Origin of the sequence: Bacteroides clarus YIT 12056 (assembly GCF_900129655.1) — a bacterium.
Lineage (GTDB): Bacteria > Bacteroidota > Bacteroidia > Bacteroidales > Bacteroidaceae > Bacteroides > Bacteroides clarus.
Window position 1 is genome coordinate 1 of the sequence record NZ_FQWK01000001.1, and the last position, 15,503, is coordinate 15,503.

Annotated in this window: 14 protein-coding genes, 1 tRNA gene and 1 rRNA gene; 14 read left to right on the top strand and 2 right to left on the bottom strand. The window is 47.6% G+C overall.

Going from position 1 to position 15,503, the window contains the following annotated elements:
• From rrf to BUB52_RS00040, 8 genes are all read left to right on the top strand, one after another.
• Positions 1–91, top strand: a 5S ribosomal RNA gene (rrf, locus tag BUB52_RS00005); the annotation flags it as partial.
• A 315-nt stretch (positions 92–406) separates the two neighbouring features.
• Positions 407–853: a hypothetical protein gene (locus BUB52_RS00010; RefSeq protein ID WP_229028150.1), complete on the top strand. Its 447-nt coding sequence runs from the start codon at positions 407–409 to the stop codon at positions 851–853.
• A 202-nt stretch (positions 854–1,055) separates the two neighbouring features.
• Positions 1,056–1,868 carry a MotA/TolQ/ExbB proton channel family protein gene (locus BUB52_RS00015; protein WP_009122832.1) on the top strand — a complete coding sequence of 271 codons (813 nt, stop codon included), beginning with the start codon at positions 1,056–1,058 and terminating at the stop codon, positions 1,866–1,868.
• Positions 1,869–1,921: 53 nt separating this feature from the next.
• Positions 1,922–2,527, top strand: coding sequence for an ExbD/TolR family protein (locus BUB52_RS00020; RefSeq protein ID WP_009122833.1), 606 nt, complete (start codon positions 1,922–1,924; stop codon positions 2,525–2,527).
• Between the two features lie 11 nt (positions 2,528–2,538).
• Positions 2,539–3,192 carry an ExbD/TolR family protein gene (locus BUB52_RS00025; RefSeq protein ID WP_087413363.1) on the top strand — a complete coding sequence of 218 codons (654 nt, stop codon included), beginning with the start codon at positions 2,539–2,541 and terminating at the stop codon, positions 3,190–3,192.
• Between the two features lie 22 nt (positions 3,193–3,214).
• Entirely contained in the window at positions 3,215–4,030 is an 816-nt protein-coding gene (locus tag BUB52_RS00030; RefSeq protein ID WP_009122835.1) for an energy transducer TonB, read from the top strand.
• Positions 4,031–4,040: 10 nt separating this feature from the next.
• Positions 4,041–4,991 carry a PstS family phosphate ABC transporter substrate-binding protein gene (locus BUB52_RS00035; protein WP_009122836.1) on the top strand — a complete coding sequence of 317 codons (951 nt, stop codon included), beginning with the start codon at positions 4,041–4,043 and terminating at the stop codon, positions 4,989–4,991.
• Positions 4,992–4,996: 5 nt separating this feature from the next.
• Positions 4,997–6,442, top strand: a complete 1,446-nt coding sequence (locus BUB52_RS00040) for a tetratricopeptide repeat protein (RefSeq protein WP_009122837.1) — start codon at positions 4,997–4,999, stop codon at positions 6,440–6,442.
• Between the two features lie 152 nt (positions 6,443–6,594).
• On the opposite strand, the gene BUB52_RS00045 is transcribed toward BUB52_RS00040, so the two are convergent.
• A tRNA-Met gene (locus tag BUB52_RS00045) sits at positions 6,595–6,667 on the bottom strand.
• A gap of 232 nt (positions 6,668–6,899) precedes the next feature.
• On the opposite strand from BUB52_RS00045, the gene BUB52_RS00050 reads away from it, so the two are divergent.
• The 4 genes from BUB52_RS00050 to BUB52_RS00065 are packed head-to-tail and all read left to right on the top strand — an operon-like array spanning position 6,900 to position 11,511.
• On the top strand, positions 6,900–7,484 hold the full coding sequence (locus BUB52_RS00050; protein ID WP_004288944.1) for a TetR/AcrR family transcriptional regulator: 585 nt from the start codon (positions 6,900–6,902) through the stop codon (positions 7,482–7,484).
• Between the two features lie 29 nt (positions 7,485–7,513).
• Positions 7,514–8,260, top strand: coding sequence for a 3-oxoacyl-[acyl-carrier-protein] reductase (gene fabG / locus BUB52_RS00055; RefSeq protein WP_005652328.1), 747 nt, complete (start codon positions 7,514–7,516; stop codon positions 8,258–8,260).
• 19 nt (positions 8,261–8,279) lie between these two features.
• A complete protein-coding gene (locus tag BUB52_RS00060) occupies positions 8,280–8,951 on the top strand; it encodes an RluA family pseudouridine synthase (protein ID WP_009122838.1) in 672 nt (223 codons plus the stop codon).
• Positions 8,952–8,973: 22 nt separating this feature from the next.
• Complete coding sequence (locus tag BUB52_RS00065; protein WP_009122839.1) at positions 8,974–11,511, top strand: prolyl oligopeptidase family serine peptidase; 2,538 nt, start codon at positions 8,974–8,976, stop codon at positions 11,509–11,511.
• A gap of 438 nt (positions 11,512–11,949) precedes the next feature.
• Here BUB52_RS00065 and BUB52_RS00075 read toward each other — a convergent pair whose 3' ends face one another.
• Positions 11,950–13,308 (bottom strand): sigma-54-dependent transcriptional regulator, encoded by a 1,359-nt coding sequence (locus BUB52_RS00075; RefSeq protein WP_009122841.1) that lies wholly within the window; start codon positions 13,306–13,308, stop codon positions 11,950–11,952.
• Positions 13,309–13,400: 92 nt separating this feature from the next.
• Between BUB52_RS00075 and BUB52_RS00080 the strand changes: the two genes are divergently transcribed.
• Positions 13,401–14,240, top strand: coding sequence for a peptidylprolyl isomerase (locus BUB52_RS00080; protein ID WP_009122842.1), 840 nt, complete (start codon positions 13,401–13,403; stop codon positions 14,238–14,240).
• A gap of 3 nt (positions 14,241–14,243) precedes the next feature.
• Complete coding sequence (locus BUB52_RS00085; RefSeq protein ID WP_009122843.1) at positions 14,244–15,485, top strand: M16 family metallopeptidase; 1,242 nt, start codon at positions 14,244–14,246, stop codon at positions 15,483–15,485.
• Positions 15,486–15,503: the final 18 nt, after the last annotated feature.

Consider the following 15,503-nt stretch of genomic DNA (forward strand, 5'->3'; position numbering starts at 1 on the left):
GGTTCCACCTCTTCCCATTCCGAACAGAGAAGTTAAGCTCAGTCACGCCGATGGTACTGCGTAACAGTGGGAGAGTAGGTAGTCGCCGTTTTTTTTAGAGAAGCCCCCGTATCGATAGAAGGATACGGGGGCTTTATTGTTTTTGTCCCTTTGGGAACTTTCCTTTACCTCATTCTATTCCTTTGATGAAGGGAATATTACAATGATTAAAAGTCTTTAAAACCAGGTAATTATCCCATTGTTTTATATCTCTGTTTCATTCTTTTTTTGTACCTTTACTTCATATTAAAAGGTATGATAAAACCTTTAATCAATGAACATTTTTATTGGTTGACAAAAGAAAGCAGCTATTTGGTGAAACTAAATGCAATCAGTTTATGTTTATTATGTAGATTTATTGAACGACATGAAAACAACTGTAAAGACATTTTGGATTAGCATGCTACTGATACTCACTTGCAGTATTAGTGGAAAAGCTGTTGACTTTGCCCAAATCGGTGTAAAGTCTGCTGAAGCATGTAAAACTTCTGCTACGTTGTCTTCATGTTCATCGACCTCATCTAAAAAAATTAAACAGGAAAACTCAAGATTTGCGGATATCAGCTATTCATGGACAACAGATGTTGAGTTGGGTACCAAGCCTATTTCTGAAATTTACTCTTCTCACCAGCAGCGTATACGCAGAGTGATAGAAGATAATATATTCCTTAGAAACATATTCCTGATATTGTCCAACCATGAGAACTTACTCGTACATGGTCGGAGCAAACAATACTTTTCGGACAAAGACCCGTACTATGCTGTGACGGGTAGTGATTACTACATCTACACGCTTCGGCGGATTTTGATTTAGCCACTGACTTCCCTTTCTAATTTCCCCCTTTTTCTTCCTTTTTCACTTGTGAAGGGAAGTAAGAGTAGGTGACCTGTGTGCGCATATGTGCTGACTGAGGTTGCAAGGATGAATTACGCCCTATTGGTCCGTAAGAGGGAAGTTATACCCCTACGCTTTATTCTCAAAATCAATTTTAATACCAACAATTAAACTTTTAATCATGGAAACAACTCAAAAAAAAGCAGCCTCTTTTAAAGGCATCAAGTCCGCCGGTTGGGTAATCGTAATTTGCTTTATCATTGCCGTGCTTATTTTTAATTTTGTTCTTGGAAATCCTTCCAACTTCATGAACAATGACCCGAACAACCACCCGTTACCCGGAAACTTCCTGGGCACTATATATAAAGGTGGCTTTATTGTTCCGGTGATTCAAACTCTCTTGCTTACCGTTATTGCTTTGAGTATCGAACGCTACATTGCTATTCGCGCCGCCTTCGGTAAAGGCTCTCTGGTGAAGTTTGTTGCTAATATTAAAGCTGCTTTGGCGGCTGGTGATATGAAAAAGGCTCAGGAAATCTGCGATACGCAACGTGGTTCCGTAGCCAATGTAGTAAACGCTACTTTAAAGAAGTATGCCGAAATGGAGAATGACACGGAGATGGCTAAAGACCAAAAATTGCTTGCCATCCAGAAAGAGCTGGAAGAAGCTACCGCATTGGAGTTGCCGATGATGGAACAAAACCTGCCGATTATCGGTACTATCACCACTTTGGGTACATTGATGGGATTGCTGGGTACGGTTATCGGTATGATCCGTTCGTTTGCCGCTTTGGCTGCCGGAGGCAGTGCAGACTCTATGGCATTGTCACAAGGTATTTCCGAGGCGTTGATTAATACAGCTTTCGGTATCTTGACCGGTGCTTTGGCGGTTATCTCTTATAACTATTATACCAATAAGATTGATAAGTTGACTTACAGCCTTGATGAGGTTGGCTTCTCTATTGTGCAGACTTTTGCCGCTACGCATAAATAAATTGGGATGTGAGATTTCTCAATTATTAATTCTCAATTTCTAATTTGAAAATTATGGGTAGAGCAAAAATAAAAAAGAAAAGTACGTTCATCGACATGACGGCCATGAGTGACGTAACCGTATTGTTGCTTACTTTCTTCATGCTGACTTCTACGTTTGTGAAGAAAGAGCCGGTACAGGTAACCACTCCGGCATCCGTTTCCGAGATTAAGATACCGGAAACGAATGTTCTCCAAATATTGGTCGATCCGAACGGAAAAGTATTTATGAGCCTGGACAAGCAGTCCGACTTGCGCAATGTGCTGGAAGCTATGGGGCAAGAATATGGGGTGACTTTTACTCCCGAGGAAACGAAAAAGTTTATGCTGGCATCCACTTTCGGCGTGCCGATGAAGAGCATGAAGCAATTCCTCAATTTGCCGCAAGACCGGCAGGACGCTGTGTTAAAGAATGAGGGAATACCTACCGACAGTATCGACAATCAGTTCAAAGCCTGGGTGCGTAATGCCCGTGCCACGAATTCCGATTTGCGTATTGCCATCAAGGCGGATGCCAACACTCCTTATTCCGTAATCAAGAATGTTATGAACTCACTTCAGGATCTTAGAGAGAACCGGTATAACCTGATTACTTCCCTAAAGACCACATCTGAAGACTAACGAAAGGAAATATTATGGCCGAAATACAAGAAAACGGTAATAAGAAAGGTGGAAAAAGCAAGCAAAAGAAAATGACCGTACGGGTGGATTTCACGCCGATGGTGGATATGAATATGTTGCTGATTACTTTCTTCATGCTGTGTACTTCACTGAGCAAACCTCAGACAATGGAGATAAGCATGCCGAGCAATGACAAGAGCATCACCGAAGAACAGCAAAGTAAAGTGAAAGCGTCGCAGGCAATCACACTGTTACTGGGAGATGCCGATAAATTGTATTACTACGAAGGAGAGCCCGACTATAAAGACTATACTTCACTGAAGGAGACTTCCTATCAGGCTGACGGTCTGCGGGCTATGCTCTTGAAACGTAATAGGACTGCTGTAAATGAGGTGAACAAGCTGAAACAGCAGAAACTGGAACTTAAAATATCAGAGGATGATTTCCGTAAACAGCTTTCCGAGATAAAGAGCGGAAAAGACACGCCTACGGTTATCATCAAGGCTACCGATGCAGCCTCGTACAAGAATCTGATTGATGCCCTCGATGAAATGCAGATATGTAATATAGGCAAGTATGTGATAACGGACATTGCCGATGCCGACCGGTTCCTGATGAAGAACTACGAAAGCAAAGGCGAGCTGTCGCAGAATATCGCCGAATAGTAACACCTAAAAACAGAAGAATATGGCTAAAGTAGATTTAAGTTCTTTGGAATGGTGTGACCTTATATTCAACGGTAAGAATAAAGCGTACGGCGCCTATAAGATGCGTGAGAATTCTCCACGCCGTCACAACATAGCCGTGATACTGGTGATAGTGATAGCCTTGATAGGTTTCAGTATTCCCACCCTGATAAAGATGGCGACTCCGAAGCAAAAGGAAGTGATGACCGAGGTAACCACTCTGTCGCAGTTGGAAGAACCCGAAGTGAAACAGGAAGAGATGAAACGTGTAGAGCCTGTTGCTCCGCCACCGCCGGCTTTGAAGAGTTCCATCAAGTTCACGGCTCCTGTCATCAAGAAAGATGAAGAAGTGAGAGATGAAGATGAAATCAAGAGTCAGACCGAATTGACGGAGACGAAAGTCGCCATCTCCATTGCCGATGTGAAAGGCAATGACGAAGCCAACGGCAAGGATATCGCCGACTTGAAGCAGGTAGTGACACAAGCTCCCGTGGAAGAGGAGAAGGTTTTTGATATGGTAGAGCAGATGCCGACGTTCCCCGGTGGTGCCGGTGAGCTGATGAAATACATTGCCGATCATTTGAAGTATCCGACGATTGCGCAGGAAAACGGTGTGCAGGGACGGGTAATCTGCCAGTTTGTGGTAGGCAGTGACGGTAGCGTACGAGATGCCAAAGTTGTAAAGACCCTGGATCCCTACTGTGACAAAGAGGCTCTTCGCGTAATTATGTCGATGCCCAAATGGATACCCGGCAAGCAGAACGGTAAGGCGGTGTCTGTGAAATATACGGTTCCTATTGTCTTTAGGTTACAATAAATTGTGTGTTATGAAAACGGTGAAGCGACTTCAGCTTTCGGGCTTGATAGTAATGCTGGTTCTGGCCTCTGCCTGCCGGCAAAAGCCCAAGGACGGATTGACGGATACCTATACTTCCGGCGTCATAGCAATTGCCGCCGACGAGAGTTTCCGGCCGATTGTGCAGGAAGAGATAGACGTGTTCGAAGGTTTGTTCCCTCTGGCGGGAATTGTGCCCCGTTACGTGACGGAAGTGGAAGCCGTCAATCTTTTGCTTAAGGACAGTTTGCGGTTGGCAATAACCAGCCGCAGGCTGACTCCGGAGGAGATGAACTCCTTCAACAGCCGCAAGTTTTTCCCGCAAGAGATAAAGATTGCGACGGATGGACTGGCATTAATCACCAATCGGAGCAATCCGGATACCTTGATTAGCGTGAAGGATTTTCGCCGTATTCTTACCGGGGATGCCGGGCGGTGGAAGGATATTTATCCGTTGTCCCGCTTGGGAGATATTCGTCTGGTATTCGATAACAAGAATTCCAGTACCGTACGTTTTGCTATGGACTCCATAGCCGGAGGAGCACCGCTTTCGAACCAAGTGAAGGCGCTGAAAACAAACAGGGAAGTCATTGACTACGTGGCGCGCACGCCGGATGCCATGGGTGTAATCGGAGTGAACTGGCTGAGCGACCGCAACGACAGTACGGGGCTTTCTTTCAGCAAGGAAGTGCGGGTAATGTCTGTCAGCGCTGCCGACAAGGCTACGCCGGCCGACAGTTACAAGCCTTACCAGGCATATCTGTTTTACGGCGATTATCCGCTGGCGCGCAGCATCTATGTTCTATTGAATGATCCGCGGAGCGCACTCCCGTGGGGTTTTGCTTCTTTCCTCGCTTCCGACCGGGGACAGCGGATTATATTGAAGTCGGGATTGGTACCCGCCACCCAACCGGTGCGTGTGGTAAACGTCAAAGATGAATAACTAAAATGAATGCTAACATGAAACGTAAATTATTATTTTGTATGGGAGCGCTGCTGTTATCCGGTACGCTTGCCGCACAAACGCCTGTACCCGAATGGCAGGCCGGGGTAGATAAAGTAAAAAGTCTGATAAAGACGAATCCCGAACAAGCGTCCGAAACGGCCGGAGATTTGTTGAAAGGGAAAAACAAGAAAAATGTGTCGCTGATTGTCTCTGTAGCCCGTGCCTATCTGGATGCCGGTAAGCCGGCAGAGGCGGAAAACTATCTGAAAGCAGCCAAAAAGGCGGATAGTAAGGATGCAAGCGTGTCCGTACTGGAAGGAGACATTGCGCTTGCCGGAAAGGATGTGGGACGTGCCTGCCAGCTTTACGAACAGGCCATTTACTTTAATCCCGATTGCAAGGAAGCTTATCTGAAATATGCCCGTGCCTATAAGTCGGCCAGTCCCTCGCAGGCTATCGACAAACTGCAACAGTTGAAATCACTGGCTCCGGACTATTTGGAAGCGGATAAAGAACTTGCCGGGGTGTATTATGCCACCAATCGTTTCGGCAAGGCGGCAGAAACCTATGCCAAGTTCATAGATACTCCCGTTGCTACGGAAGACGATATCTTGAAATATGCTTTTGCCCTGTTCCTGAACCATGATTTTGAGAAATCACTGGAAGTGGTTCGGAAAGGTTTGCAAAAGAACGGACGTCATGCGGCATTCAACCGTCTGGCCATGTACAACTATACCGACTTGAAACGTTATGATGAAGCGGAGCAAGCTGCCAATGCTTTTTTTAACGCTTCGGACAATGCCGACTATTCGTACTTGGACTACCGATACTACGGAGCTTTGCTGAGCGCTCTAAAGAAGTACGACCAAGCCGTTGCGGAATATGGCAAGGCGCTTGAGAAGGATAGCGACCAGGTCGATATCTGGCGCGAAATAGCCGATGCGTACGAATTGAAGAATGACTATGCTCAGGCCATTACCGCCTATCAAAAGTATTATGACGCTTTAAGTCAAGATAAAAAGACGGCTGAGTCCCTGTTCCAGCTCGGACGTCTCTATTACGGCCAGGGCACATCTTCGGATACGCTCTCCGTTCGGCCTGCCGACCGTGCAACGGCATTGCAGGCTGCAGACTCTGTGTTTGCGCTGGTTGCCCGACAAGCTCCCGACAGCTATCTGGGTGATATGTGGCGCGCCCGTACCAATTCCGCCATGGACCCGGAGACTACCGAGGGGCTGGCAAAACCTTATTATGAAAAGGTGGCGGAAATGTTGCTGGCTAAGAATGAGCCGAGGTATAACTCTGCACTGATTGAGTGTTACAGCTATCTGGGATACTACTATCTGCTGAAGAGCAATTATCCGGTCTCAAAAGAGTATTGGAATAAAATTCTGGCTATCGACCCCACCAATGCCACAGCTAAAAAGGCGTTGGACGGCATCAAATAGCAATAATTTTAGTTGTTTGTCGTGTCGGGAGGAGTGGAGAGTGATTCTTAGCTCCTCTCATTTTTTATAGGTATCCCCGTTCCTTGGGGTGATTTTGTGTTTGAGAAGGGGATAAAATGAAAAAAGACCGCCGAATTGACGATCTTTTTTAGTTGCGGAGGCCTGACTCGAACAGACGACCTTTGGGTTATGAGCCCAACGAGCTACCAACTGCTCCACTCCGCGATGTTTTGTGGGTGCAAAGGTACGGCTTTTATTTGAATATGCAAATAAAAGCCGGATTATTTTTCATAAAAAATGCACTAATATACATAATGCACTGATAAATAGTCTGATAAAATATAAAACATTTCTATTCGCCAATCGGCTTGACTGTTAATAAAATGTGCTTTTGTTTGTGATATATGCGGAAATATCTTACTTTTGCACAAATTATTAAGCAATGTGCAATTAGTCTATGGCCGTATCGAAGACAAAAGCTAAATTAGTGGATGTAGCCCGTCAGTTGTTTGCTAAAATGGGTGTTGAGAATACCACAATGAATGATATTGCCCTCGCTTCTAAAAAAGGTAGGAGAACGCTTTATACCTATTTTAAGAGCAAGGAAGATATCTATATGGCTGTTGTCGAATCGGAACTGGATATGCTTTCGGATATGATGAAGCGTGTGGCGGAGAAGAACATATCGCCGGACGAGAAGATGATTGAGATGATATACACACGTCTGGACGCAGTGAAAGAGGTGGTATTCCGCAACGGCACGCTTCGGGCCAATTTCTTTCGCGACATTTGGCGGGTAGAGAAAGTGCGCAAGCGGTTTGATGCCAAGGAGATACTGCTGTTTAAGGATGTATTGCGCGAAGGAGTGGAGAAAGGCGTGTTCAGAATAGACGATATCGACATGACCGCCGAGCTGGTGCATTATTGTGTAAAAGGGATTGAAGTGCCCTATATCCGCGGCCATATCGGCGCAAAGCTGGATGACGAGACCCGCGACAAATACGTTGTGAACCTTGTGTTTGGCGCACTGCATAGAACATAAAAACATTTAATCAATAATTTAAAAACAGTATGGGATTATTAGACGGAAAAACAGCCATTGTAACCGGAGCCGCTCGCGGCATTGGTAAGGCCATCGCTTTAAAGTTCGCTCAAGAAGGAGCTAATATAGCATTCACCGATTTGGTGATTGACGAAAATGCTGAAGCTACGGCAAAAGAAATCGAAACGTTGGGCGTAAAAGCCAAAGCGTATGCTTCCAATGCGGCAAGCTTTGAAGATACCGCTAAAGTGGTAGAGGCTATCCATGCAGACTTCGGTCGCATCGATATTCTGGTAAACAACGCAGGTATCACCCGTGACGGTTTGATGATGCGCATGACCGAACAGCAATGGGATATGGTTATCAACGTGAACCTGAAATCGGCTTTCAACTTCATTCACGCTTGTACTCCGATTATGATGCGCCAGAAAGCCGGCAGCATTATCAATATGGCTTCTGTTGTAGGTGTTCACGGCAATGCAGGCCAGGCCAACTACTCTGCTTCCAAGGCCGGTATGATTGCATTGGCGAAATCCATCGCACAAGAACTGGGTTCTCGCGGCATCCGTGCCAACGCCATCGCTCCGGGCTTCATTATGACGGCCATGACAGATGCCCTGTCCGAAGAAGTAAAGGCCGAATGGTGCAAGAAGATACCTTTGCGTCGCGGCGGTACACCCGAAGACGTTGCCAACATTGCTACCTTCCTGGCTTCTGATATGTCTTCTTATGTATCAGGACAGGTAATTCAGGTAGACGGTGGTATGAATATGTAACATCCAAATCACTGAATAGATGACTGTCGTATACGAGGACAATCATATCATTATAGTAAACAAGACCGCTTCCGAGATAGTTCAGGGAGACAAAACGGGCGATACGCCGCTTTCGGAGACCGTAAAGCTGTATCTCAAGGAGAAATACCAAAAGCCCGGCAATGTCTTTATCGGTGTCACGCACCGTCTGGACCGCCCCGTAAGCGGTCTTGTTATTTTTGCCAAAACCAGTAAGGCGCTTACCCGTCTGAACGAGATGTTCAAGAACAGCGAGGTGAAGAAAACCTATTGGGCAGTGGTGAAGAACCAGCCTCGGGAGCAAGAAGGCGAGCTGGTGAACTATTTGGTACGTAATGAGAAGCAAAACAAGAGTTATGCCTACGATAAGGAAGTGCCGAACAGCAAGAAAGCGATTTTGCATTATCGGCTCATAGCCAAGTCACAAAACTACTGTTTATTGGAGATAGACCTGAAAACGGGGCGGCATCACCAGATACGCTGCCAGTTGGCAAAGATGGGGTGTCCCATTAAAGGGGATTTGAAATACGGCTCTCCCCGTTCCAACCCTGACGGAAGCATCTGTCTGCATGCGCGCTTTGTGCGCTTTGTACATCCGGTGTCCAAGGAACTGATAGAGGTGGAAGCCCCTGTTCCTGGCGGTAATCTGTGGAATGGCTTTGAAATGATTTGATAATCTGTTAATAACAAATTCAATGAAAAAGATTCTGATTCTTTCGGGACTGTCCCTGTTTGCGGCGCTCGCAGTCCGGGCGCAGGATAAAGTGACCGAATACAATGTACGTCCTGCCGTTGCGGTGCGTACTCCCATTCAAGGTGACAGCATCAACTTTACAGGAGAGAAATTCACGGTCGATGACCTGCTGAAGACCGACATCAGCCTTGACTTCGACGGGCGTCCTTACGAACGCATGTCGGCGGATACCGCAGGGTATGTACGTGTGGAGAAAGCGGATAAGGATAATCTGTTCTATCTGTTTGCCACCAACCTGCGTGCGGAACGCTTTATGAAAGGAAAGCTGAATATTTATTCTCCCGCACGTTTCGAGGTGTTTGTGAATGGCGTTTCCAAACAATCCAAGACGACTGCGGAAGATAGCTTGTCGCAGGTTTCCCCTTCGGTACTTGGCTTGCGTCTGGAACCGGAAGCGGATTATGAGATAGTCGTTAAATTGTTGTCGACGGCTGCCGATAAGGCCGTTCCCGCATTGAAGTGCGAGTTTGAGAAGGATAAGGAGTTTACCGATGTCGACTATCGGATTGCACCCGATTTGAAAAGGCGTTTCGCGTTGCACAATACGGCTTTCGGAAGCCGCGTGCGTTCGGTCAGTCTTTCTCCGAACGGCAAGTATCTGCTTACCTGCTATGCGGATAACTATTCGTTGAAGCGTTCAAGGACACGTTGTGAGTTGACCGAACTGAAGACGGGCAGGGTGATACTGCCCGCTGCCGATGAGAAAATGCGCTGGATGCCCCGCAGCAATAAGCTTTATTATACCGTAACCGGCAGGCAACGGAATGATTTGGTTGTGTTCGACCCGGTTACCATGCGCGAGGAAGTGTTGCTGAAAGATGTTCCCGAAGGATATTTTGCATGGTCGCCCGCGGAAGATTATCTTATCTACTCTCCCGATGATAAGGGGGAAACGGTCAGCGGTCCTTTGAAACGGCTGCTGCATCCCGACGACCGTATTCCCGATGTGCGTTCCCGCAACTATCTCGTTAAGTACGACCCTGCCACAGGTCTTTCCGAACGACTCACTTATGGCAGCCATGCCGTCTATCTGAATGATATATCTTCTGACGGCAGGAAGCTTTTATGCTCCACTTCTAAATCGAATATCACTCAATGTCCTTTCTCCCTCACTTCCATCTTCGAGGTGGATTTGGCTACGTTGCGGGCGGATACGCTGGTGACATGGAACTCTTATGTCAACAGGGCGGCTTACTCTCCCGACGGCGGACAGCTTCTGGTAATAGGCAGTCCGATGGCTTTTGACGGAATAGGGAAGAATTGCGGCGGGCATCCTGTCGCCAATGATTTCGATACCCAGGCGTTCATTATGGACAAAGCCACGAAAAAGGTCAGTCCTATCACACGCGATTTTAATCCCACCGTCGACTTCTTGCAGTGGAACCGTGTAGACGGCTGTATTTACTTCAATACAACGGACGAAGATTGCAGACATATCTACCGCTATATTCCGAAGACGGACAGTTTTGAAATGCTGCCGCTGCAGGAAGATGTGATTTCTTCCTTCGACCTGGCGGAATACAATCCTGCGGTTGCCGCCTATGTCGGCGGTGGAAATACCAGTGTGGGAGTTGCCTATACGTACGATGTGAAGAAGAAAACGTCTGTCTTGCTTGCCAACCCGATGAAACCCGTTTTGGATAAGATAGATATGGGTGCCATGAAGGAATGGAACTTCACGGCGGAAGACGGTACGGAGATTAAAGGTATGATATGCCTGCCGCCGGATTTCGACCCGGATAGGAAATATCCGCTTATCGTCTATTACTACGGCGGGACTACACCTACCACACGCGGTATCACTTCGCCTTATTGTGCGCAACTGTTCGCGTCACGCGATTATGTGGTTTATGTTATCCAGCCCAGTGGGGCTATCGGTTACGGTCAGGAATTCTCCGCCCGCCATGTCAATGCGTGGGGGGAACGTACCGCTGACGAAATTATCGAGGGAACGAAGAAGTTCTGCGCCGCTCATCCGTTTGTCAACGATAAGCGTATCGGTTGTATCGGAGCGTCTTACGGCGGTTTCATGACGATGTACTTGCAGACAAAGACGGATTTGTTCGCCGCTGCCGTTTCGCATGCGGGCATCAGTAACGTCACCAGTTATTGGGGCGAGGGCTATTGGGGCTATTCCTATAACTCCGTTGCCGCTGCCGGGAGCTATCCGTGGAATAATCCCGACCTGTTTACAAAACACGGGGCCCTGTTCAATGCGGATAAAATCAAGACCCCGCTGCTGTTGCTGCACGGTACGGTCGATACGAATGTGCCTGTCGGCGAAAGCATCCAGTTGTACAATGCATTGAAGATATTGGGCAAGCCGGTAGAGTTTATAACGGTGGATGGCGAGAACCACTTCATCAGTGATTATCCCAAGCGCGAGCTGTGGCACAACTCTATCATGGCATGGTTTGCACGTTGGTTGCAGGACAGTCCGGCATGGTGGAATGACCTTTACCCGGAAAGGCATTGGTAAATGAAAGGTAATAAAAAAGCCGTTTCCCGGAATAGACAAGGAGGAAACGGCTTTTTTGTTGTTAGTGCGCTTACTATTATTCGGCCACTTCAAGTTGTGCTTGGGATGCTCTTGGCCATTTGCATCTGTGCTCAGGCCAAGAACGATCCGTCACAAACAAACATAAACAGGGCTGCTACTAATACTAATCTTTTTGTTTTTCATTTACTTTAATAGGTTTATATTCGGTTCAGTCTTAGTTTAGGTAGATTTTGCTTTAATACTGCTGTGGATTGGATATCCACGTGGAATGTACGTCAAATGATGTGCCAGAATTGATAAGGAAATGATAAGGTGCTGGTAATTAGTACGCTAATTTGGTCGTGACAGAATGCCGCATCGTAGAAATGTGTGGATTTGTGTGGAAAGTGTGGAACGTGGTGTGGAGTTTTTCCACAATTACAGTTCTATGCCGTATAGCTTAAGTTTGTTGTAGAGCGTTTTCCGGTCTATGCCGAGCAGTTGTGCGGCGCGGCTTTTGTTGTAGCCTGTCTGTTTCAAGGCTTCGATGATTTGCTGCTTTTCTGCTTCTTCGTTACGGAGCGGCATGCCTGCGGACGGAGTGACCTGATTTTGCAGTTCGCTAAGCTCATTCAGGGTAATGAATTTGTCTTGAGCAAGAAGAGTGGCGCGGCGGACGATATTCTTCATCTGGCGCAGATTGCCCGGCCATTGGTACTCCAATAAGGCTTTGGATGCTTTTTCGTCAAAGCCGATGAGGTGCTTGTCCAGTTCACGGTTGGCCTGGTCTAAGAAGAAGTTTGCAAAGAGAAGGATATCCTCGCGACGGTCTTTCAATTGCGGCATACGCAGGGTAAATTCATTGATACGGTGGTAGAGGTCTTCGCGGAATGTACCTTTCTCGATGGCTTGTTCCAGATTCTCATTGGTAGCGGATACTAAGCGCACGTCTACCTGTATCTCCTTGTTAGAGCCGATGGGACGTATCTTACGTTCTTGCAGGGCGCGAAGCAATTGTATCTGTACCTCGTAGCTGAGGTTGCCTATTTCGTCCAGAAAGATGGTACCGCCGTTGGCTGCGGCGAATGCGCCGGTCTTGTCGGTCAGCGCACCGGTAAAGGAACCTTTTACGTGACCGAAGAATTCGGAAGCGGCCAGCTCTTTGGGGATGGCTCCGCAGTCAATGGCTATGAACGGCTGCTTGGCGCGGCGGCTCAACTTATGGATGCGTTGCGCCACATACTCCTTACCTGTTCCGCTGGCTCCGTTGATGAGGACGGACATATTGGTGGGAGAAACCAGATTTACATAGTTATAAAGTTGTTTGGCGGCATCGCTTTCGCCCTCCAGGTAGTCGGAAGATGCGTCCACCGTGCTGTCGGCGGCAAATGCTTTATCTGTCCCGGATGAATGTGCCGCCTGTTGAGGTGCGGCGGACGAGGGCTTCAGGGCTTCATCCATTTTCTTCAATAATTCATCGGGATTTACGGGCTTTGCGATGTAGTCGCATGCGCCCAGCTTTATGGCTTGTACGGCGGACTGTATGTCGGCATAGCTCGTCATGATGATAAGAGGTATATGCAAGGAATGTTCCCCCAGCCATTTCAGCAAGTCTATGCCGTCACGGTCGGGCAGGCGCAAGTCGGACAGTATCAAGTCTACTGTCTCGGCTTCGATATGCTTCTGGGCACGGGATATGCTGCTGACCGAACTGACCTGGAAACCTTTCTTGCCGAGCCATGTTTTCAACATCATACCGTAAGTGATGTCATCTTCTACGATTAATATGGATTTCATCCCTTCTGCTTTTTATCTCTTTTATGATGCAAAGGTAAATCGTTTTGTTCGATTTTAGTATATTTGCAGACTTAAATTAAACAAAAAGACAGATGAAAAGAAATCTCATAGTATTATTAACCATACTGGTTTGCGGTCTGACGGCCTGCAAACCGGGACAAAAGAAAGACGGAAATATGGAAAAAGAAACGAAATTGAAGATTGAAACAAGTGCGGGTGACATCATCGTGAAACTGTATAACGAGACGCCGAAGCATCGCGATAACTTTATCAAGCTGGCCGAGGACGGTACTTATGAGGGTACTCTGTTTCACCGTGTCATCAAGGACTTCATGATACAGGCGGGCGACCCCGAATCGAAGAATGCCCCGAAAGGCAAGATGCTGGGAGCGGGTGATGTGGGATACACGGTTCCTGCGGAGTTTGTCTATCCTAAATACTTCCATAAGAAAGGTGCGCTGTCTGCCGCCCGTCAGGGAGACAACGTGAACCCGAAGAAGGAATCGTCCGGTTGCCAGTTCTATATCGTGACCGGAAAGGTGTATAACGACTCTACGCTTCTCGGCATGGAACATCAGATGAATCAGGCGCGTTTGAACAATGCTTTCAATGCTTTGGCGCAGAAGCACATGAAAGAAATCTACAAGATGCGTAAGGACGGCGACCAGGAAGGTTTGATGAACCTGCAGGATACGCTTATCGCGCAGGCTGAGGCTCAGGTGGCTGATGAACCGGAATTCCGTTTCACGCCGGAACAGGTGAAGGCCTATACCACTGTCGGCGGTACACCGCATCTGGACGGTGAATATACCGTATTCGGCGAAGTGGTTGAGGGCATGGATATCGTAGATAAGATTCAACAAGTAAAGACAGACCGCAGTGACCGTCCGGAAGAGGATGTGAAGATTGAAAAGGTGACTGTGATCGATTAACGAATGAAGATAAATAAGCATTGTTTCCCCAACGGCCTGCGACTGGTGCACTACGAGGATACCAGTACGCAAATGGTGGCGCTGAACATCGTTTATGATGTCGGCGCACGCGACGAGCATCCCGAACATACCGGCTTTGCCCATTTGTTCGAGCATCTGATGTTCGGCGGTTCGGTGCATATTCCCGATTATGATACGCCTTTGCAATTGGCGGGGGGAGAAAATAATGCCTGGACGAATAACGATATTACCAATTATTACCTGACCGTTCCGAAACCGAACGTAGAGACAGCCTTTTGGCTGGAGTCCGACAGGATGCTGGAACTGGCTTTCAGCGAGCAAAGCCTCGAAGTACAGCGCGGCGTGGTGATGGAAGAGTTTAAGCAACGCTGTCTCAACCAGCCGTATGGTGATGTGGGGCATTTGTTCCGCCCGTTGGCGTTCCGGGTGCATCCGTACCGCTGGCCTACTATCGGCAAAGAACTCTCCCACATAGAGCAGGCCACGCTGGACGAAGTGAAGAACTTCTTCTACCGCTTCTACGCCCCGAATAATGCCGTACTGGCAGTGACGGGGAACATTTCATGGGATGAAACCGTCAGGCTCACCGAGAAATGGTTTGCGCCCATTCCCCGGCGGGATGTTTCGGCGCGGCAATTGCCGCAGGAACCGGAGCAAACGCGGGAACGCAGGCTGACGGTGGAAAGAAACGTGCCGCTGGATGCCTTGTTCATGGGCTATCACATGTGCAGTCGTGAGAGCGCGGATTATTACGCATTCGATATCCTGTCCGATATTCTCAGCAACGGACGCTCCAGCCGTTTGAACCGCCGTCTGGTGCAGGAGCAGAACCTGTTTTCCGGTATCGACGCATACATTAGCGGTACGCGTGATGCGGGGCTCTTGCAAATCAGCGGTAAGCCTGCGGCAGGCGTGTCGTTGGAACAGGCGGAAGCTGCTGTCCGTAAGGAATTGGAAGAGTTGCGGCAATCTCCGGCAGGCGAACAGGAACTGGAGAAAGTCAAAAATAAGTTTGAATCTACCCAGATATTCGGCAATATCAATTACCTGAACGTAGCCACAAATCTTGCTTGGTTTGAGCTGACGGGAAAGGCGGAAGATATTGACCTTGAAGTAGAGCGTTATCGCTCCGTTACGACGGAGCAACTGCACACTGTGGCGCAGCATACTTTCTGCGAGAACAATACCGTAGTATTATATTATAAGAGTGATAAACAACATTAAAAGGGAACAGTGAGGATG